This is a genomic window from Corallococcus sp. CA053C (genome assembly GCF_003611675.1).
Taxonomy (GTDB): domain Bacteria; phylum Myxococcota; class Myxococcia; order Myxococcales; family Myxococcaceae; genus Corallococcus.
Genome location: NZ_RAWA01000184.1, coordinates 1 through 18148 on the forward strand (window position 1 = coordinate 1; position 18148 = coordinate 18148).

An 18148-nucleotide genomic window follows, 5' to 3' on the forward strand; every position below is an offset into this window, starting at 1 on the left:
CTCCGGCCCCCACCGGGGCACCGCCGCCCCGCCGGCGCGGTTTCGGCGCCACGCTGTGGCGGTGGACGAAGCGGCTCCTGGTGACGGGGCTCGTGGGCCTCGTGCTCGCCATCGCCGCGGGCGTGGCCACGTACGCCTACTACAGCCGCGACCTGCCCTCCGTGGAGTCGCTGCGCGTCTACCTGCCGCCGCAGGTGACGAAGGTGACGTGCGCGGACGGCACCCTCTGCGCGGAGTTCGCGCTGGAGCGCCGCACGCTCATCCGCATCGAGGACCTGCCGGCCCACGTGCGCAACGCCTTCCTCGCCGCCGAGGACGCGGACTTCTACAAGCACGAGGGCCTGGACCCCTTCGGCATCCTGCGCGCGGTCGTGAAGAACCTCATCCCCGGCAGCCGCAAGTCCGGCGCGTCCACGCTCACGCAGCAGGTGGTGAAGAACATGCTGCTCACGCCGGAGCGCACCATCGGCCGGAAGATCCGCGAGTGGATCCTCACGCCGCGCCTGGAGCAGGCCCTCACCAAGGATCAGATCCTCAGCCTCTACATCAACGGCGTGTACTTCGGTCAGCGGCGCTACGGGCTGGAGGAGGCGGCGCTCTTCTACTTCGGCAAGCACGCGAAGGACCTGACGGTGGGCGAGGCCGCCGTGCTCGCGGGCACCGTGCAGCAGCCGCACCGCATCAACCCGGTGACGAACATCACCCGCGCCAAGCAGCGCCAGCGCTACGTGCTGGAGCAGATGGCCGGCCAGGGCTTCGTGCCGCGCGCGGTGGTGGACGCGGAGAAGGAGAAGCCCATCGTGCTCGCGCCGCGCAAGGCGCCCAGCGCGGGCGCGTACTACGCGGAGGAGATCCGCCGCACGCTCGTGGAGCGCTACGGCGAGAAGACGGTCATGGAGGGCGGCCTGCGCGTTGAAATCGCGCTGTTGCCCCGGCTCCAGGCCGTGGCCGAGAAGGCCGTGCGCGACGGCCTGGAGGCGGTGGACCGGCGGCAGGGCTACCGCGGCGCCCAGGGCAAGCTGGACGAGCCGACGTGGTCTCGCTACCGCGCGCTCATCGTCCAGCGCATCGAGGAGGCCGGCCGCCGGCAGAAGGATCAGGGCTATGTCGCGGACCTGGCGCCGCTCGCCCAGGCCCCCGCCGCCGCGCCCACGCCCCAGGCCAAGGCGCTCGCGCCCGAAGCCGAAGGCGCCGAGGAGCAGCCACCGCCGGAGCTCGCCACCGAGGGAGAGGAAGAGGAAGCGCCCCAGTCCCCCGAGCGCGAGCGCGCCGGCCGCGTCATCCTCAAGCCGATGGAGGAGGGGCTGCGCCTCACCGGCTACGTGCTGGAGGTGGACCCCAAGCGCGACGTGGCCCGCGTGGACCTGGTGGGCCGCACCGCGGAGGTGTCCTTCGCGTCCGTCACCTGGGCGCGGCAGAAGGGCAAGAAGGCGCCCAAGGGCATCGCGGACGTGTTCACGCCCGGGGAACTGGTGTTCGTGCGCGTGCTCAAGGCGCCGCCGGCTCCGGCCTTCGTGGAGGCCACGTTGGATCAGGTGCCGCTGGTGCAGGGCGGCCTCGTGGTCATCAACCCCGCCAACCGCAACGTGGTGGCGATGGTGGGCGGCTACGACGCGGAGCGCTCCTCGTTCAACCGCGCCACGCAGGCGAAGCGGCAGCCGGGTTCGTCCTTCAAGCCCTTCATCTACGCCGCCGCGCTGGCGAGTGGCCGCTTCACACCCCTGTCCACGGTGAACGACGCGCCGGAGACCATCCGCGACCCGTACACGGGCAAGGCGTGGAAGCCGAAGAACTTCGATGGCCAGTTCGAAGGCCCCATGTCGATGCGCACGGCGCTCACCAAGTCGAAGAACACGGTGTCCGTGCGGCTCATCGAGGCCATCACGCCCGCGACCGCCATCGACTTCGCGCGCCGGGCGGGCATCCGTTCGCCGCTGCCGGAGAACCTCACGCTGGCGCTGGGCACCGGCGAGGTGACGATGCTGGAGGCCGTCAACGCGTACGCCACGCTCCAGTCCAACGGCCGCTACGCGGAGCCGCTGGAGCTGCTGCGCGTGCGCGACGCGAAGGGCACCGTGCTGGAGGAGCACCAGCCCGCCTTCGAGGAGACGCTGCCCCCGGCGGTGGCGTACCTGGCCACGTCGCTCATGCGCAGCGTGGTGGAGGAGGGCACGGCGCGCGCGGTGCGCGAGCTGAACCGTCCGGCCGCGGGCAAGACGGGCACCACCAACGAGTCCAAGGACACGTGGTTCTCCGGCTACACGATGGACTGGGTGGCCAGCGCGTGGGTGGGCTTCGATGACAACTCGCCCCTGGGCAGCAGCGAGACGGGTGGCCGGGCCGCGCTGCCCATCTGGCTCAACTTCATGCGCGTGGCCGAAGAGGGCCTGCCCGCGCGCGACTTCGAGGTGCCCCCGGGCATCACGCAGGTGCGCATTGATCCGGCCACGGGCCTGCTCGCCGGCAACTCCGTTCCGGGCCGCCTGGAGCCCTTCCTCGAAGGCACCCAGCCCACCGCCGAGGCCCCGCCGCCCGGACAGGTGACGCCGGACAACTTCTTCATCGAGGAAGGTGGCAAGAAGGGCCTGTGAGTCGCTCGCTCCTGTCGCTGTTCCTCGCGCTCGCCTTCGCCCTGCCCGCCGGGGCCTCCGAGGCGGAAGGCGCGCCCCCTGCCACGGCCCGGCTTGCCCAGGCCGTGGCGGATGCGATCCGCGCCGCGCCCGCGGAGGCGCCCGTCGCGGTGTCCCTGTCCGGTGGATCCGCCGAGCTGCGCCGTGCGTTCGGGACGCTGCTGGCGTCCCGGCTCGCGGCACAGCAACTGGGCCCGGTGGTGCTGGAGGTCCCGCCTGAACGCGCCGAGGCCACCGCCCGCGAACAGGGGGCCCGCTCGCTGGCGCGGCTCACGCTGGACCTGGAGGGCGGCGAGCTGGTGGCGCGCGGTGACGTGCTGGGCACGTGGGTGAACTTCTGGTCCGGCCGCACGCCCACGCGTCCGCCGAAGCCCGCCGCCGCCGTGGCTGAAGGCGTGGAGGCGGATGCGTCGGTGCTGGCGTTGGCCGCGGTGGGGACGCCGTCCACCGGGACGCCAGGGCCCGGGCCGCAGCAGAAGCGGCCCGTCCGGTTGCTGGGCGCGGTGTTCGCGCGGCTGGAGACACCGCTGGCCGCGCTGGCCGCGGGCGACCTGGACGGAGACGGGCGCGACGAGGTGGCCGCGCTCACCGCACACGAGGTGGTGGTGTTCGGCGCGGATGGACGGATCCTCGCGCGGCGGGAGCTGGAAGGGTCGCCCTCGACGGCGACGACGCGCGAGCCCTTCGGGGCGCTGGCGGTGCTCGCGGGGCCACCGCGATTGGCCGCGTGGAGCACGCGGTACGCGCGGGGTGAGCTGCTCGTGCTGGACAAGGCGAAGGGGACGCTGCGCCCTTCGGGGACGCTGGAGGCCGCGCCGCTGGGGACCTCGGAGCGAGGGACGTTCGTGCCAGGGCAGACGGTCTTCGCGCCCGAGGTGCGGCTGGCGGATGGGCGTGCCCTCAGCGTGCCCGCGCCGTTCGGCACGGCGAGCTTCGCGGCACCGCGGATGTTGTTCGTCCACGCGGACGGCACGGCGTCGCTCTATGCGCGGCCGGCGTCCGCGCCCGCGCGGCTGTCGGGGCTGGGCGTGGGCAGCGCGCTGGGGGACCTGGATGGTGACGGGCTTCCGGAGCTGCTGACCACGTCGCCCCAGCTCCAGCCTTCACCGGACGTGCTGCGCGTGCTGTCGTTGGCAACGGACGCGCCGATGGCGCACGAGCCCCTGTGGCAGGGCGCGCTTCCGGCGGGCCGGGCCTTGAACGTGGTGACGGCGGATCTGGACGGTGACAAGCGCCGCGAGGTCCTCGTGGGCTCCTGGAAACCGGACGGCACGAGCGAGCTGTTCCTCCTGCGTCAGGGTGCACCGTGATGATCCGCTCCGCCCTCGCGGGCCTCGTCCTCCTCGCCTCCACGCCGACGCTGGCGGCGGGTCGTCCCCGCTACGGAGGGGAGCTGCGCGCGGCGCATGCAGGCCCACCAGAGATTGGAGAGCCCGCGCTCGCCGACACGCCGATGGAGGCCGCGCTGCTGGGGTTGTTGACGCGGCCCGTGTGTCGCCTGGACACGGACGGCAAGGCGCGTCCGACGCTGGCGCGCGAGCTGTCGCGTCCCCTGCCCCAGGCCCTGCGCGTGACGCTGCCCTCCGCCGCCAGCGCCACCGCGGTGGCCCGAGCCTGGACGCGGCTGTCGTCCCCCGAAACGCCGTCGCCCTACCGCGCGCTGCTGTACCCGCTGCGCGGCGAGGGCCGGCAGGTGACGTCCTCGGGCGCCACGCTGGAGCTGGCGCTGGCCTTCCCGTGGCCGGACCTGGAGCGGTCGCTCTGTCACCCGGCGCTCGCGCCCCCGCCGTCGCCCGCGTCGGGCCCGTTCAGCGCCGCGGGCAAGGGCGTGCTGGAGGCGCAGCTCGCGTGGCCGGAAGGGCGGCCGTACCTGGACCGGCTGGCGCTCACGGCCACCGATGAACGGGGCCTGACACGGCTGTGGAGCTCGCGGCAGGTGCAGGTGGAGCTGGGCACGCCGCCGGACAACGACACGCTCACGGGCGCGGCGCTGTACGCGACGTATCTGGCGTATTCGCCAAGGAAGGTGCCGCCCGACTTCCGACAGGCGATTGAAAGCGCCATCGACCGCGACGACCTCACGCGGCTGTTCGTGAAGGGGCCCGCCGTGCCCATGGCGAACCTGCTGCCGCCCGCGCTGTTGCCCCAGGGCCCCAGGGCCCGGCCTCAAGCCCCGCCCGCGGGCACGGCGCGCAAGGTGACGCTCGCCTACGACGCCGCGCTGGCGGATCAGCGCGCGGTGGCCGAGCGCATCCAGGTGAAGTTGCACGAGCAGGGCTACACCGTCGCGCTGGAGCCGCAGTCGCGCGCCGCGCTGCGAAGCCGTCAGGCCCGGGGCGACTTCGAGTTGATGCTGAGCGCGCTGTTGCTGCCTCCCCTCCCCGGCCCCGCGCTGGCGCTGGTGCTGGAGGCGGGAGGACGGCGAGACCTGTTGGGCGTGGAGCTGCCGCCCATCGGGGCGCTGACGGACGCCGGGGCCCGCGATGCACGCAGCCGCGAACGGGCATTGGCACTGGCCCCCTCCGTGCCGCTCATCCCCCTGTACGCGCAGGGACTGGGGCTGCGAGCAGCGCCGGAAGTGATGGGCCTGGTGCTGGATGCGCAGGGCCTCCCGGTGATGGAAGGCGCATGGCTCGCGCCCGCCGAGGCCTCCGGTGGTGGAGGCCGACCGTGAGCGGCGCCGAAGCGCACCGACGCGAAGCGAGTGCCCACTGCGCAATCGGGTCGCACCGACCGACCGTGAACGACTCCGCTGCAAACGGGCGCGAGGGGAATGCCCACCGAGAACCCGGCGCGCGAAAGCCAGCCGTGAACCGCGTCACCCCGAAAGAAGAAGCCGCATGCGGCTGAGGACCCGGCTCGCGTTCGCCTTCGCCCTGCTCGCGCTGGTGCCGCTGGCGGTGGTGGTGCCCCTGACGCTGACGCGCCTGCGCGAGACGCTGTCCCGCGAACTCGACGCGCGCATGACGGCCGCCACCGCCTCCGCGCAGGAGTCGCTGGAACGCTCCGCCTCCAACGCGCGCCGTGCCGTGGAGGAGCTCGTGGAGAGCCCCGCCATGGAGGACCTGGTGCGCGAGGCGCGCGACCGCCCCATGCGCGCCATCCAGGCCGGCACCGCCGAGGGCCTCATGAAGAGCCGGGGCCTCACCGTCCTCACCCTGTTCGACCGCAACGGCACGGTGCTGTCCTCCGGGCACCTGCCCGCCCGGCGCGGCGATCCGGACGCCGTGCTGTTCTCCGTGACGAAGGAGAGGTCCCCCCGGCCCGTCCCGGTGCGCGTGGACGTGCGCGGCGACGCGGGCCTGCGACAGGTGCTCGCCCTCGTCACCGCGCGCCCCGTGGACTACGGCGACGTGCGCCTGTGGGCCGTGGGCGGCGTGGTGCTGGACGACGGCCTCGCCCAGCACCTGGCGCGCCTCACCCAGGCGGACGTGACGCTCCTGTCCGGCGACTCGCAGGTGGCGCACGCGGGCAGCGCGGCCCCGCCCACCGTGGCGCGCATGCTGCCCCTGGGTGACTCCGCCTCGGTGCGCCTCACCTTCAGCCGCGCCGCCGCGCGCGAGGCGGAAGAAGGCGTCATGCGCGCCTTCCTCCTCCTGGCGGGCCTGGGCCTCGCCTTCGCCGCCCTGCTGGGCATGCTCGTCTCGCGGTGGATGACGCGGCCGGTGGAGGCTCTCACCTCCGGCGCTCGCCGCGTCGCCGAAGGCGCGCTGGACGTGCAGGTGACGGCGCGGGCCTCCGGCGAGGTGGGCGAGCTCGTCCGGACGTTCAACCACATGACGTCCGAACTGAAGGCCACCACCGAACGGCTGATGGCCACCGAGCGCATCGCCGCCTGGCAGGAAGTGGCCCGCCGGCTGGCGCATGAAATCAAGAACCCCCTCACCCCCATCCGCATGTCGCTGGAGACGCTGCTCGCCGCGCACGAAGCGCGCCACCCCAGCTTCCCGTCCCTCTTCAAGGAGAGCGCGGGCGTCATCCTGGAAGAGGTGGAGCGGCTGCGGCGCATCGTGGACGAGTTCAGCCGATTCGCGCGCCTGCCCAAACCCCAGCTCGCCCCGGTGGACCTGGGAGAGCTGGCCCAGGGAGTCCTCTCCCTCTACGCCGCGCCTCCGGAGGGCATCCAGCTGCTGCCCGCGCTCCAGACGGGCGTGGTGGCCCGCGCGGACCGCGACCAGCTCACCCAGGTGCTCGTCAACCTGGTGAAGAACGCGGAGGAGGCGATGACGGGCAAGGGCGGCGCCCTGCGCGTGCGTGTGAAGGGCACCGACGTGGACGCCGTCATCGAGGTGGAGGACGACGGGCCGGGCATCCCCGCTGAACACCGCGCCCGCATCTTCGAGCCCTACTTCACCACCAAGGACGGCGGCACCGGTCTGGGCCTCGCCATCGCCGCGCGCATCCTCCAGGAGCACGGAGGCCGGCTGGAAGTCGGCGGAGATCCGGGCCACGGCGCCCGCTTCAGCGTCGTGCTCCCCCGCGCCAGCTGAACGCGGCCCCCCAAGCGGACGCACCACGCAAGAAGGCCCGGCACCTCGCGAAGAGGTCCCGGGCCTTCGGGCACGACACGGTGCTCAACGACCGCCGGCCGTCAGTCCTTGACGGGCGTGGCCTTGAGGGCGGCCTTGCCCTCCTTCACGTAGACCTGGAAGCGCACCGTCTTGCACGCGTACTTCGTGACGAGCTGCTCCTTGTTCTTGCGCAGCTTCTGCACGAACTTGTCGTACGTCAGGCCGTCCGCCGCCTCGCCGCAGCGCTCGCGCGTGGTGACGAACTCGCGGAAGACGTCCTGGAAGTGCTGCTCCTCCGACAGCGCCACCGCCGCCGCGCTGTTGCCGCCCGGCAGCGGAATCGCCTGGGATGCGTGCGAGCGCGGGGGCGGCATCGGGATGGCTTCCGACGTGGGCCGCGTGCTCGCCTGGAGCAGCTCGCGCGGGATGGCCGCGACGCGCGTCGTCTCCGGGTTGGAGTCCGCGTCCTGCTCGGACGACTGCGCCGCCGCCAGCGCGAACGGGTTGGCCGCCTGCTGGAGCGAGTACGCCGCCGTGGGCTGATCCTCGAACGCGAACGCACCGTGGCGCGGGGCCGCCTGGGCGATGGGCTCGTTCGACGGGGGCGCGTGGTCGAAGGGCATCGGCGCGTTGTGCGCGTACGCCGGGGGCGGCGTGAACGGCTCCGCGGCCGGCGGCGGATAGGCCGAGGGCGGCGACGGGAACGGGAACGACTCCACCCCCGCGAACGGATCCGGAGCCGGCGCACTGTACGGGTTCGACAGCGGAATCGGCGCGGCCGAAGGCGGCGGCATCGCGAACGGATCCGCGGAGGCCGAAGGAGGCGGCATCGCGAACGGATCCGTCAGCGGCCCGGACGGGGACGACCCCGCCGGAGGGAACGGGAACGCATCCGCGCCCCCGAACGGATCCGAGGCCGGACGAACGGGCGGCGGCGCGACCGCGCTGAACGCATTGGACACCGGCTCCGGCGACAGGGCCGACCCGAACGGATTCGACCGCGGCTCCGAGGACGAAGCCGACCCGAACGGATCCGCCAGCGGCGCGGCGGCGGCCGGCGGAGGCGCCACGGCGGCCGGCGTGGGCTGCGCGGCGAGCGCCGCCGACCAGCCCAGCGTGTCCCCACCATTGCCCGCGGTGGCCTCCTCGTCGGACGTCGAGCGGCGACCTCCGCCCATCAGCGCCGTCCACAGCAGGCTCAGCAGCAGCAGCCCCGCGAGCCCCAGCAGCGCGCTGTGCTGATACGCGGCCAGCGGAGCCAGCGTCGCCGCCGTCCCCGCGATGACCAGCACTTCATACGGCGTGCCCTGCAGCGGCTGGCGGGCGCCCACGAACAGCGGGGCCTGTCCGCCCATCGCATCGCCGCTGGTGAACACCGGCAACTGCACCGGGCCCAGCGCCTGGAGCGACCCCGTCTCCAGCACGGTGTCCTTCGCGCCCGCGGCCACCTTGGGCAGCGCGCCCTCGAGCTTCGCCTTCTCCGCGCCCACGCCGCCCACCACCTTGTCGCCCTGCACGAGCCCCAGCGCGGCCACGCCGGACGCATCCAGCGCGCCCTGCAGCGCGGCGTCCGCGACCAGGGGGGCCCCCACCACCAGCGTCACCGCCGGAGCCGGGATCCGCTCGTCATTCCACGCGAGCGGCACGGCCGCGAAGACATGCGGCGCCCCGAAGGCGTCCACCACGGACGTGCCCGCCTTGGCGAGCGCCGGGACGTCCAGCACGGCGGCGTCGGAGGACGGCTCGGCGTCGGCGCGCGCGTGGAAGCTCGCGTCACCGGCCACCACCGCCACCACCGTGCCCTGCAGGTCCTTGGGGAGCGCGGCCTGGACGGCGGTGCGCAGCACGCCGAAGCGCTCGGCCGTCAGCGGCAGCGGCGCGCTGGACTCCTCCGCGTCCCTTCCGCTGCGGTCGCGCGGAGACTTCGGCGCCGCGGGCGCGGGGCGAAGCGCGTGCACGGCGGCGGCCACGTCGGGAGCGCTGGCGAGCTTCAGCGCCAGGGATTGGATTTCAGCGCGGCGCGCGTCCACGCGACGTGCGACCTCGCCGGTGCCCGTAGCGGCCTGGAGCGCGGCACCTTCCACCGCGCGCGCACGCTGAGGCGCCGACAGCGTCGGGAGATGAGCCAGGCCCAGTCCGAGGACCAGGAGTGCGAACAGCAGGAACTTGAGGCGGACCATCGCCGTCCTTTAGCCCAAGGGTGAGGGGATCCGCTTATAGCGTCCACCTTCCAACCCCAGCAAGGAACTGGCCCGAAGGAACCCGGGGGCCGGATGCCTGGCTGGCATCCGGAATTCCCGGGCCCTTCGCAATTCCGCCGCGACGGCCGGCAGGCCGCCTAGTAGTTGTTCGACGCGTCCGCGTTGAGGTCGTACGGCAGGCCGTTCGTCGCGACACTGCGCCGCCGCTCCACCGCGCGCTTGATGGCCTTCTCCAGCCGGTCACGCGTTGCGTCGATGGCCTGGAACAGCGTCTCCGCCGTCTCCGTCACGTGCACCGCCTCCATCCCGGGCATGCGCACCGTCACCCGGCACTCCTTGTCCACGCCTCCCTTGGGCCCGTTGATGTCCACGAGCGCGATGTCGATTTCCGACGCCTCGTCCTCGGCGAACCGCTCGATATGAGCGACCAGGTGCTCGTCCACATACGCCTTGAGGTTGTCCGTCAGCCCCAGATGCACTCCACGCAACAACACCTTCATGGAATCACCTCCGGGCATGAAGATGGGCAGTGCCACGTCCGCCCGTGAGGGGCTTTCGCAAGCCTTCCTGCCTGCCCTCCCCCGAAGCAGCCAGACGACCGTCGCCGCGCCCGGGGCACCCCGGACGAATCCCCCTCAGCACCGCGTTGCTTAAGTCGCATGGATGGCGAGCGAATCAAGGTCCTGCTGGTGGAGGACGACGGGGACAGCCGCGAGCTGCTGGCGGAGCTGTTGGAGGATGACTTCGACGTCACCACCGCCGCGGACGGCGTGGCGGGCCTGAAGGCGTTTGAAGACACCCACCCCGACGTCGTGGTCACAGACGAATCCCTGCCCGGAATGAACGGCACGGAACTGGCGCAGCAGGTGAAGGAGCGTGAGCCGAATGCCCGGGTCGTCCTCGTGTCGGGCTATGCCCAGGTGGACGGCGCCGAGTACTGCGACGCAGTGCTGCGAAAACCCATCGACGTGGAGCGCCTGAGCCGGATGGTGGGCGAGCTGGGAGACGCGGCGCGGCACTGACCCGGGGAATTCGCACGGGGGGCCGCCTGCCATCCGCGCGGAGCGTTCCTAACATTCCAGCCATCGCCCAGGAGGGCTCCATGAGGTACTGCGCTCGGTGTGGCTCGGAGTATCAGGACAGTGTCGTGAACTGCACGGATTGCCCCAACCACCCGCCGCTCGTGTCGGCGGAGGAGATGCGCGAGCGGAGGCTGCCCCTGCCCCATGAGCTGGACAAACACCGGTTCGTGAGAGCGGGCATCGCGGATGATCCCGTCACCGCCCAGGTCTTCGCGGACGTGCTGGACGAACAGCGCATCCCACTCATCGTGCGTCCCGGACGCTCGGGCGTGGTGGATGAGCTGACCACCGGCAACCTGCTGCCCTGGTGGGAGCTCCTGGTGCCGGACACCGACCAGGTGCGCGCCGCCGTCCTCCTGGAGGAAGTGAAGATCCAGGAGCTCGCCACGGCGGACGAAGCCGGGCGCGCCGCGGAGGAAGAGGAGCGCGAGGGGGAGCTGGGCCACCCGCCAGTGGACACCGCGCCACCCGCCCACTAGCCGCCCGCGGGCGTCAGGGCGTGCCGACGGCCGCGCTGCCTGCCACGGGTGCGGGCTGGGCCGCGAACGTGGGCGGCGGACGCCGGGCCTCGAAGAGGCTCACGCCCGTCACCTTCCACTTGTCGTAACGCGCGTTGCGGGCGAGGAACGTCTCCAGGTCCTCGTCCACCACGCGGTTGTAGCCGCCCTTCGACGCGTGGCGCAGGTACGTGCGCTTCTTCTTCTGCACCACGAAGCCCAGGTGCGTGACGCGCGTGGCCTTCAGGGGCAGGTCCTCGCGCAGCACCACGAGGATGGTGCCGGAGGCCACGTTGCGCGCGTGCGTGAGCACCTTCTCCAGCGGAATCATGTTGAGGGTGAAGGTGCCCACGGGCTGGCGCTCGCGCGGCAGCTGCAGCGCCATGGATGACTTCGACTGCCACGTGTGCGGCGTCAGCGTCTTGGTGACGGCGACGGCGTCGTCCTTCGCGTAGCGCCGCGTCACGTCCACCAGCAGCCCCTTCTTGATGTTGTTGGGCAGCCACTGCGCTTCCATCAGGTGGTTGCGGTCCTCGTAGGCCGGCGTGTTCGCGTAGCGGATCCGCTCCAGCAGCGTCGGCACCTCCGGCTCACCGCGCGCCAGGCCCAGCGCCAGCGTCTCCTCCACGAAGGTGAGGCAGTCCACCGCGTCCAGGCGGAAGGTCGGATCCGGGTCCACGCCCTGGCCCTCGCCCAGGGGCGAGATGACGTACGGGGTGTTGAGGAACTTCTCGCTCATCCCCAGCAGGCGTTCGGCGAGCGGCGTCTCCGCCTGATCCGCGATGAGCGCCGCGCGCTGCTCGGGCGTGAGGGGCTTCCAGCCATTCTCCCGCACGGGCGCGGTGGCCTGGGGCGCGGAGAGGGACGCCGGCACCGCGCGCGCCGGGGGCACGGACGGCCGCGAGTTAGGAGCCGGAGTCACAGGAGTGGCCGGAGCCTGGGCCAGCAGGGCGAGGGCGCAGAGGCCCGCGAGGCTCACGGCGCCACCCCCGCCTTGCGCAGGATGGCCTTGCGCCGGTCATCCGCGAGCTGGAGCGCCTCCAGCTCCTTCTCGTAGGTGAGCTTCTCCTCGCCCTTCGCGTTCCAGGAGGCCAGCACCAGCCAGTCCAGCGCGGCCGCGTCCCCACCCTGGTACAGCACGCGCGCGGCGGTGGCGGCGACGGTGCGGTCCGCGTCCTTCAGGAGCGGCGACAGCACGGGGCTGGCCTTCTTCGCCGGCACGCCCTCGAAGAGCGCGAGCCCCTGGCGCCGCACGAACTTGTCCGGGTTGCCCAGCAGCTTCTGGGCGAAGGCGAAGCCCTCGGGCGCGCCCAGCCGGCACAGCCCCCGGGCCGCGGCGAAGCGCGTGCTCTCCGAATCGCTGTCCAGGTACGTCTTCAGCCCGGGCCGCTGCTTCGCGTCGCCGCACGCGCCCGCGGCCTCCAGCAGCGCCGCGCGCACCTCCAGGTCCTGCTCCGCCTTGGCGGCCGTCATCAGCGACCGGCCCATCTTCGGGTTGCGCGACGCGCCCAGGGCCCGCGCGGCCTCGCGGCGCACGCCGCTGCTCTTGTCCTGCAGCAGCGGCAGCACGGCGGCGGTGTTGCGGCTGCCCACCTTCGCCAGCCCCTGCGCCGCGTACATGCGCACGGTGCTGTCGTCATCCGAGGCGAGCTTCACCAGCGTGGCTTCCCCCTCGCGCGCGCCGAGCGACGCCAGCAGCGACGCGAGGTTGCGGCGCTTGCGCTCCTCGAACGTGTTCCGGAGGATGGGGCCAATCTCCTCGGCCGCGTAGGCTTCCTGGCGCAGGTAGCGCAGGCGCGAGGCGGCGGCGGGCACGGGGCTGCCCCCGGCCACCTGGGCGAGCACGGCGTCCGCCTCCGCGCGGCCCTGGGCCCGCTTGGACGCGGACGCGGGTCCGGCGAGGCCGCTCAGGGGCAGCAGGACGGCCAGGAGCAGAACGGGGAGCGGGGGCAGGACACGCGAGACAGGCGGAGGACGCACGGGGGCGGAACGATGGCAAGCGGGCGGCCCGCCGTCAAAGTCCACCCCTCCGCCCGGCCCCTGCTTCACGGGAACCGCCCGATTCTTGACCCCCCCGGGGGCGATTGATACGACCGATGCCCAGTCCCTTTCGCTCTGTCTTACCGAGGCACACGTGATGACGAAGCAGTCGCTCCTGATGGCGGTTGCGGGCGTGCTGACCGCATGTGGCCCCGTGAAGTCCACGTCGAACATCCTCGACGCCGAAGTGCAGATCCAGGCCGCGCGCACGGCCGGAGCGGAGAAGGAAGCCCCGTACGAGTGGACGGCCGCCAACCTCTACCTCCAGAAGGCGCGCGAGGAGGTCGGCTATTCGGACTACCAGGCCGGCGTCGACTTCGCGGTGAAGGCCTCCCGCTTCGCCAACGAGGCGCGGGAGAAGTCCATGTCCGCCGCCAACGCAGATTCCCAGGGCCGCCCCCCGAACCCGTGACGCCCGAGCGCTCCCCGATGAAGCGTCTGTCCCAGTCCGCGCTGCTCACCCTGTTGTTGGCCTCCCTCTCCTGCGTCAGCGGCAACAAGATCCGCGCCGACACGGAGGTCCTCACCGCCGACGTGGAGCGCGCCCGCAGGGGCGGCGCCCTGCGCTGCGCCCCTTCTGACCTGGCCACCGCCGAGGCCAACCTCGACTTCGCCCGGGGCGAGCTGAGCCAGGGCAACAGCACCCGCGCCGCCCAGCACGTGCGCACCGCGGACGGCGCCGTGAAGCGCGCCCTGGAGCTGTCGAAGAGCTGCGCCCCGCGCCAGGTGCTGGTGCGCGACCGCCCGGAGGCGCAGCAGCCCCAGCAACCGCAGCAGCCCCAGCAACCGCAGCAGCAGGTGGTGGTGAGCATCGAGGAGACGGACGGCGACGGCGACGGCGTGCTCGACAAGGACGACCCCTGCCCCGACCAGGCCGAGGACGTGGACGGCTTCCAGGACCAGGACGGCTGCCCGGACACGGACAACGACAGCGACGGCGTGCTGGATGCGCAGGACAAGTGCCCGCTCATCGCCGGCGTGGCGGAGAACAACGGCTGCCCGGCGGAGGCCCCCAAGGACCGCGACGGCGACACCGTGCTCGACAACGTGGACAAGTGCCCGGACCAGCCGGAGGACAAGGACGGCTTCCAGGACGACGACGGCTGCCCGGAGATGGACAACGACCTGGACGGCATCGTGGACGGCACCGACAAGTGCCCCAACGAAGCGGGCCCGCTGCAGAACCTGGGCTGCCCCATCGTCGACAAGGACGGCGACGGCATCAACGACGACGTGGACAAGTGCCCGCTGGAGCCGGAGGACAAGGACGGCTTCCAGGACGAGGACGGCTGCCCGGACCTGGACAACGACAGCGACGGCGTCCCCGACGCGCAGGACAAGTGCCCGCTGGAGACCGGCCCCACGGAGAACGGCGGCTGCCCGGATCCGGACAAGGACGGCGACGGCATCGTGGACCGGCTGGACGCGTGCCCCGAGGACCCGGGCGTCAAGGAGGAGCGCGGCTGCGCCAAGCAGTACAAGATGGTCGTCGTCAAGAAGGACCGCATTGAGATCAAGAAGCAGATCCTCTTCGGGTCCGGCTCCGCGAAGATCATCGGCAAGCAGAGCACCACCATCCTGGATGACGTGGCCCAGGCGCTCCGGGACGCGTCGTGGATCCGCAAGGTGCGCATCGAGGGCCACACCGACTCGCTGGGCAACGACACGTCCAACCTGAAGCTGTCGCAGAAGCGCGCCGACGCGGTGATGGCGCAGCTGCTCAAGCGCGGCATCGACCCGGGCCGCATGGAGGCCGTGGGCTTCGGTGAGGCGCGCCCCGTGGCGCCCAACACCACCAAGGCCGGCCGCGCGCTCAACCGCCGCACGGAGTTCAACGTCGTCCGGCAGTAGCGCTGACGCCCCACCCCGCTTCCGTCACGACGGAGCGGGGACACGTCAAAGCAGTCCCCCTCGCCTCCCCGGGCTTCCTGCCCTGGGAGGCGTGGTCGTTTCTGGGAGGGGGGCCTGCTCGGCGGGGGAGCCCTGAGGCTCAGCCGTCCTTGAGCAGTTCGTGCAGCACTTCGGTGGCGTAGGCGCCGCGCGGCAGCTCGAACGTGAGCACCGCGTCCTCGCCGTCCACCGTGAGGTCCGGCGCGCCCAGCCGCACGCGGTACGGGCGGCGCGTGCCTTCCGTCTCATCCCCGCCGCGCACGAAGTCGCTCAGGGTGATGCCCGCGTCCACGAGCAGCCGGGCCTCGGCCTCCGCCACCTCGCCACGCGAGGCGGTCATCTTCGGGCCGAACATGGGCCCCGCCGGACTCACCTCGAACGCGGCGACGCGGGGGCCGTCCACCTCCGGCGCCTCGCACACGAAGAGGCCGCCCGTCTCCTCCTTGCGCAGCACGTCGCCCAGGAGCGCCGTGGCGAAGGTGCCCGCCTCCAGCCGCTGCACCAGCGCCTGGTTGAAGAGGCGGGACTGGAAGGCGGACAGGTACAGCTTGCGCTGGAAGCGGTCCGGCCGCTTCGGCAGGCGCTGGCCCAACAGCAGCATGCGGCCCAGGTCCGCGTTGTCCCCGGCCCGCCCGAAGCGCTGCTCCCCGAAGTAGTTGGGCACGCCTTCCGCGGACAGTCGGGCGAAGGATTCGCGCGCCGCGCCCAGGTCCTTCACGCCACGCAGGCGCAGCCGGAAGCGGTTTCCCTTCAGGTGCCCGGTGCGCAGCTTGTTGCCGTGCCGCTTGGACTCCAGGACGCTCACGCCGTCGAGCGCGAACTCGGGCAGGCGCGGCTCAGCGGTCGCGGGCACGGACAGCCACTGCCGCGTCACCGCCTGCCGGTCCTTCATCCCCGCCACACCGATGTCGTCCTCGCGCACGCCCATCGCGGTGGCCAGCGCCCGCACCACCTCGCGCGTGTCGCGGCCGCGCTTCTCCACCCAGAGGTACAGGTGCGTGCCCTCGCCGGACGGCAGGTACGCGGGCAGCTCCTCCACCTCGAAGTCCTCGGGCGAGAGCTTGAAGGCGCCCCCGCATCCGGGAATGCCGGCGGTCAACCTCGGAAGGCCAGCGTCCGTCACGGGGCCTCGAGCGTGGCCAGGAGTTCCTTCACGCGCCGGGCCAGGTCCTCGTCCGCGCGCGACTCCAGCAGCTCTCCAGCCTGGAACAGCAGGAAGAACATCACGTCGCTCAGCGCCTGACGGAAGGAGGCCAGGGGCTCGCTGCCCAGCTGGTCGCGGTGCCGGTCGAAGGCCTCCATCAGCCGGCCCTCCGGGAGGCTGCCGTCCGCCGCGAACGCGAGCCCCTCCAGCACCGGCGACGACGACAGCGCCTGTCCGGTGAGCGCCGCGTTGGCCGCGGCGATGAACTCGCGGTCCATGCCCTGGCGGGCCACCTCGTCGCTGATCTCCCGGAAGATGAAGTTGAAGACGCGCGCCACCGGGCGGGCATCCACCGGCGCCACGACGCGCGCCGCTGGACGCGCACGCTGCGTGGCCGCCTTCTCCGGCGCCGCGGCGGCGGGCGCGCCCACCGGCTTGTCCGACAGCGCCGCGAAGCCGCCCTCCAGCAGCCGGAAGACGACCTTGGTGATGTCGAACTCGGACAGCCGGGCCGCGTGCCCCAGCTCCAGCACCGTGCGCCGCCCGTCCAGCATGGTGAGCACCCGGTCCTCGTCCTCCTCCAGCTTGCCGTCGGACGGACGCTTGCGCGCCACGTACATGCGGCCGTGGGGGATGCGCTTGCGGAAGTGCGCGAGCTCGTCGATTTTCCGGATGCTGTCCATCAGCAGGCTCTGCGTGGACAGCTGGATGGAGTGCCCCGTCTTCTCGTCCACGGGCTGGTCGATGAGGAAGAACGCCCCCTCGCGGCACAGCACGATGGCGTGGAAGATCTCACTGACCTGGTGCGTGACGCACTTGAACAGGTCATGCGCCTGCAGCAGGCCCTTCTCCACCAGCGCCCGGCCAATCTTCGACGCAGACTGCTCGCGCAGCACCGCCTCCACCTGGGCCCGGTCCACATAGCCCAGGCGCACCAGCACCTCGCCCAGCCGGTCCGCGGGCTCCTCGGACGTGGCGCCGCGCACCTCGCCCTCGCGGATCATCAGCGAGCGCTCGCCGCCCGGCGTGTGCACGCGCACGACGCCGCTCCAGCGCGACTGGCTGAGGAACGCGATGAGGTCCGACAGCGGGAAGCCGCCCGCGTCGCCTGCCAGCACCACGCGGGGCGTGGGGATGGAACCCCCTTCCGGCGGCGTGCGCGAGAAGACGAGCAGGTCGGGCGCCGTGGGCATCAGCGCGTACGTGCCCGAGCGTCCCGCGAGCGCGGGGATGCCGGTCCGGTCCTCGGGGACCAGGTGCGCGGCGCCATCGATGCGGAAGCGTTGGCTCATCCTGGGTGTCAGTCCGCGGCCCACGCGTTGTTGTTCGCGCGCCACTCCACTTCGTCCTCCATGCTGTGCTCGAGCAACCCCTCCTGGTAGCCCAGGTCGTACGCACGTCCATTGAAGAACACGGAAGGGGTGCTGTTGATGGCCGCCGTGCGCCCCTGCGCGTGGAAGCCCTCGATTTCGTCCTTGTACTTGTCCGTCTTCAGTACTGCCGCCAGCTTGTCCCCGTCCAGGCCCACCGACTTCGCCAGCGCGGGCAGCGCTTCCGGCTTGAGGTTCTCCTGCTGGCCGAAGAGCGCGTCATGCATCTGCCAGAACTTGCCCTGATCCCTCGCCCACAGCACCGCCTGCGCGGCGGGGATGGCGTTGGGGTGGATGTTGAGCGGGAACGGCAGGTAGCAGAAGCGCACCTCGGTGGGGTGCTTCTTCGCGAAGCCCTCCAGGATGGGCCGGGCCTTGCCGCAGAAGGGGCACTCGAAGTCGGAGAACTCCGTCACCGTGACGGGCGCGTTGGCGTCGCCCTGGCACATGCGGGGGTCCACCTTGAGCGCCGTGCGGGGCTCGCGGAAGGACGCGTAGTACTTGGACAGCGTGACGATGACCTCGCTCGCCGGGCCGCCGTCCGCCACCATGCGCGCGGACAGCCGGGCCATCCGCTTGGCGTGCTTGCAGGTCGTGTGCTGCTTGAGGCACGCGCCCAGCGTGTGGGGGCAGCCGCAGTAGCAGAACTCATCGGTGAACACCGTGGACAGCTCGCGCTTCGCCGCCGGGGGCAGGCTGGAGAAGTCCATGCCAGGGATGCCGCTGAGCACCTGGGCCGGATCCTGCGAGGGCGCCTCGGCGGCGGGGGCCGGGGCCGTGGCG

The 18148-nt window shown here is 72.3% G+C and carries 15 protein-coding genes; 8 read left to right on the top strand and 7 right to left on the bottom strand.

The window, feature by feature from the left end:
- From D7V97_RS23220 to D7V97_RS23235, 4 genes are all read left to right on the top strand, one after another.
- On the top strand, positions 1–2591 hold a 2591-nt coding region (locus D7V97_RS23220), incomplete at its 5' end, for a penicillin-binding protein 1A (protein ID WP_233583121.1).
- Positions 2588–3940: a VCBS repeat-containing protein gene (locus tag D7V97_RS23225; RefSeq protein ID WP_120612846.1), complete on the top strand. Its 1353-nt coding sequence runs from the start codon at positions 2588–2590 to the stop codon at positions 3938–3940. The genes D7V97_RS23220 and D7V97_RS23225, both read left to right, overlap by 4 nt.
- Positions 3937–5304 carry an ABC transporter substrate-binding protein gene (locus D7V97_RS23230; protein WP_120612847.1) on the top strand — a complete coding sequence of 456 codons (1368 nt, stop codon included), beginning with the start codon at positions 3937–3939 and terminating at the stop codon, positions 5302–5304. The genes D7V97_RS23225 and D7V97_RS23230 overlap by 4 nt, the downstream gene beginning before the upstream one ends.
- 166 nt (positions 5305–5470) lie before the next feature.
- Positions 5471–7120 (top strand): ATP-binding protein, encoded by a 1650-nt coding sequence (locus tag D7V97_RS23235; protein ID WP_120612848.1) that lies wholly within the window; start codon positions 5471–5473, stop codon positions 7118–7120.
- A gap of 101 nt (positions 7121–7221) precedes the next feature.
- Here the strand turns inward: D7V97_RS23235 and D7V97_RS23240 are convergent, their stop codons facing one another.
- Positions 7222–9321, bottom strand: coding sequence for an MXAN_5187 family protein (locus D7V97_RS23240; protein ID WP_120612849.1), 2100 nt, complete (start codon positions 9319–9321; stop codon positions 7222–7224).
- A 158-nt stretch (positions 9322–9479) separates the two neighbouring features.
- On the bottom strand, positions 9480–9842 hold the full coding sequence (gene raiA, locus D7V97_RS23245; RefSeq protein ID WP_120612860.1) for a ribosome-associated translation inhibitor RaiA: 363 nt from the start codon (positions 9840–9842) through the stop codon (positions 9480–9482).
- 159 nt (positions 9843–10001) lie between these two features.
- Between raiA and D7V97_RS23250 the strand changes: the two genes are divergently transcribed.
- Both D7V97_RS23250 and D7V97_RS23255 read left to right on the top strand, forming a co-directional pair.
- Positions 10002–10364, top strand: coding sequence for a response regulator (locus D7V97_RS23250; protein WP_120612850.1), 363 nt, complete (start codon positions 10002–10004; stop codon positions 10362–10364).
- A gap of 125 nt (positions 10365–10489) precedes the next feature.
- A complete protein-coding gene (locus tag D7V97_RS23255) occupies positions 10490–10903 on the top strand; it encodes a hypothetical protein (protein WP_233583125.1) in 414 nt (137 codons plus the stop codon).
- Between the two features lie 13 nt (positions 10904–10916).
- Here D7V97_RS23255 and D7V97_RS23260 read toward each other — a convergent pair whose 3' ends face one another.
- Both D7V97_RS23260 and D7V97_RS23265 read right to left on the bottom strand, forming a co-directional pair.
- Entirely contained in the window at positions 10917–11900 is a 984-nt protein-coding gene (locus tag D7V97_RS23260) for an N-acetylmuramoyl-L-alanine amidase-like domain-containing protein (RefSeq protein ID WP_120612852.1), read from the bottom strand.
- Positions 11897–12901, bottom strand: coding sequence for a HEAT repeat domain-containing protein (locus D7V97_RS23265; protein ID WP_233583127.1), 1005 nt, complete (start codon positions 12899–12901; stop codon positions 11897–11899). Before D7V97_RS23265 ends, D7V97_RS23260 begins: the two co-directional genes overlap by 4 nt.
- A gap of 157 nt (positions 12902–13058) precedes the next feature.
- On the opposite strand from D7V97_RS23265, the gene D7V97_RS23270 reads away from it, so the two are divergent.
- Complete coding sequence (locus D7V97_RS23270; RefSeq protein ID WP_120612854.1) at positions 13059–13373, top strand: DUF4398 domain-containing protein; 315 nt, start codon at positions 13059–13061, stop codon at positions 13371–13373.
- Between the two features lie 17 nt (positions 13374–13390).
- The gene (locus D7V97_RS23275) at positions 13391–14812 is read left to right on the top strand and encodes an OmpA family protein (RefSeq protein ID WP_120612855.1); all 1422 of its coding nucleotides are present in this window, start codon (positions 13391–13393) and stop codon (positions 14810–14812) included.
- A 139-nt stretch (positions 14813–14951) separates the two neighbouring features.
- On the opposite strand, the gene truD is transcribed toward D7V97_RS23275, so the two are convergent.
- From truD to D7V97_RS23290, 3 genes are all read right to left on the bottom strand, one after another.
- Positions 14952–15974 carry a tRNA pseudouridine(13) synthase TruD gene (truD, locus tag D7V97_RS23280; RefSeq protein WP_120612856.1) on the bottom strand — a complete coding sequence of 341 codons (1023 nt, stop codon included), beginning with the start codon at positions 15972–15974 and terminating at the stop codon, positions 14952–14954.
- Positions 15971–17287, bottom strand: a complete 1317-nt coding sequence (locus tag D7V97_RS23285) for a DUF4388 domain-containing protein (RefSeq protein ID WP_120612857.1) — start codon at positions 17285–17287, stop codon at positions 15971–15973. Before D7V97_RS23285 ends, truD begins: the two co-directional genes overlap by 4 nt.
- 8 nt (positions 17288–17295) lie before the next feature.
- The coding region (locus tag D7V97_RS23290; protein ID WP_120612858.1) for a thioredoxin domain-containing protein at positions 17296–18148 on the bottom strand (853 nt) is incomplete at its 5' end.

Excerpts from the sequence above, each read along its gene's own strand:
- raiA (WP_120612860.1), bottom strand. The coding sequence starts at position 9,842 with ATGAAGGTGTTGTTGCGTGGAGTGCATCTGGGGCTGACGGACAACCTC.
- D7V97_RS23235 (WP_120612848.1), top strand. The coding sequence starts at position 5,471 with ATGCGGCTGAGGACCCGGCTCGCGTTCGCCTTCGCCCTGCTCGCGCTG.
- D7V97_RS23240 (WP_120612849.1), bottom strand. The coding sequence starts at position 9,321 with ATGGTCCGCCTCAAGTTCCTGCTGTTCGCACTCCTGGTCCTCGGACTG.
- D7V97_RS23285 (WP_120612857.1), bottom strand. The coding sequence starts at position 17,287 with ATGAGCCAACGCTTCCGCATCGATGGCGCCGCGCACCTGGTCCCCGAG.
- D7V97_RS23250 (WP_120612850.1), top strand. The coding sequence starts at position 10,002 with ATGGATGGCGAGCGAATCAAGGTCCTGCTGGTGGAGGACGACGGGGAC.
- D7V97_RS23275 (WP_120612855.1), top strand. The coding sequence starts at position 13,391 with ATGAAGCGTCTGTCCCAGTCCGCGCTGCTCACCCTGTTGTTGGCCTCC.
- D7V97_RS23270 (WP_120612854.1), top strand. The coding sequence starts at position 13,059 with ATGACGAAGCAGTCGCTCCTGATGGCGGTTGCGGGCGTGCTGACCGCA.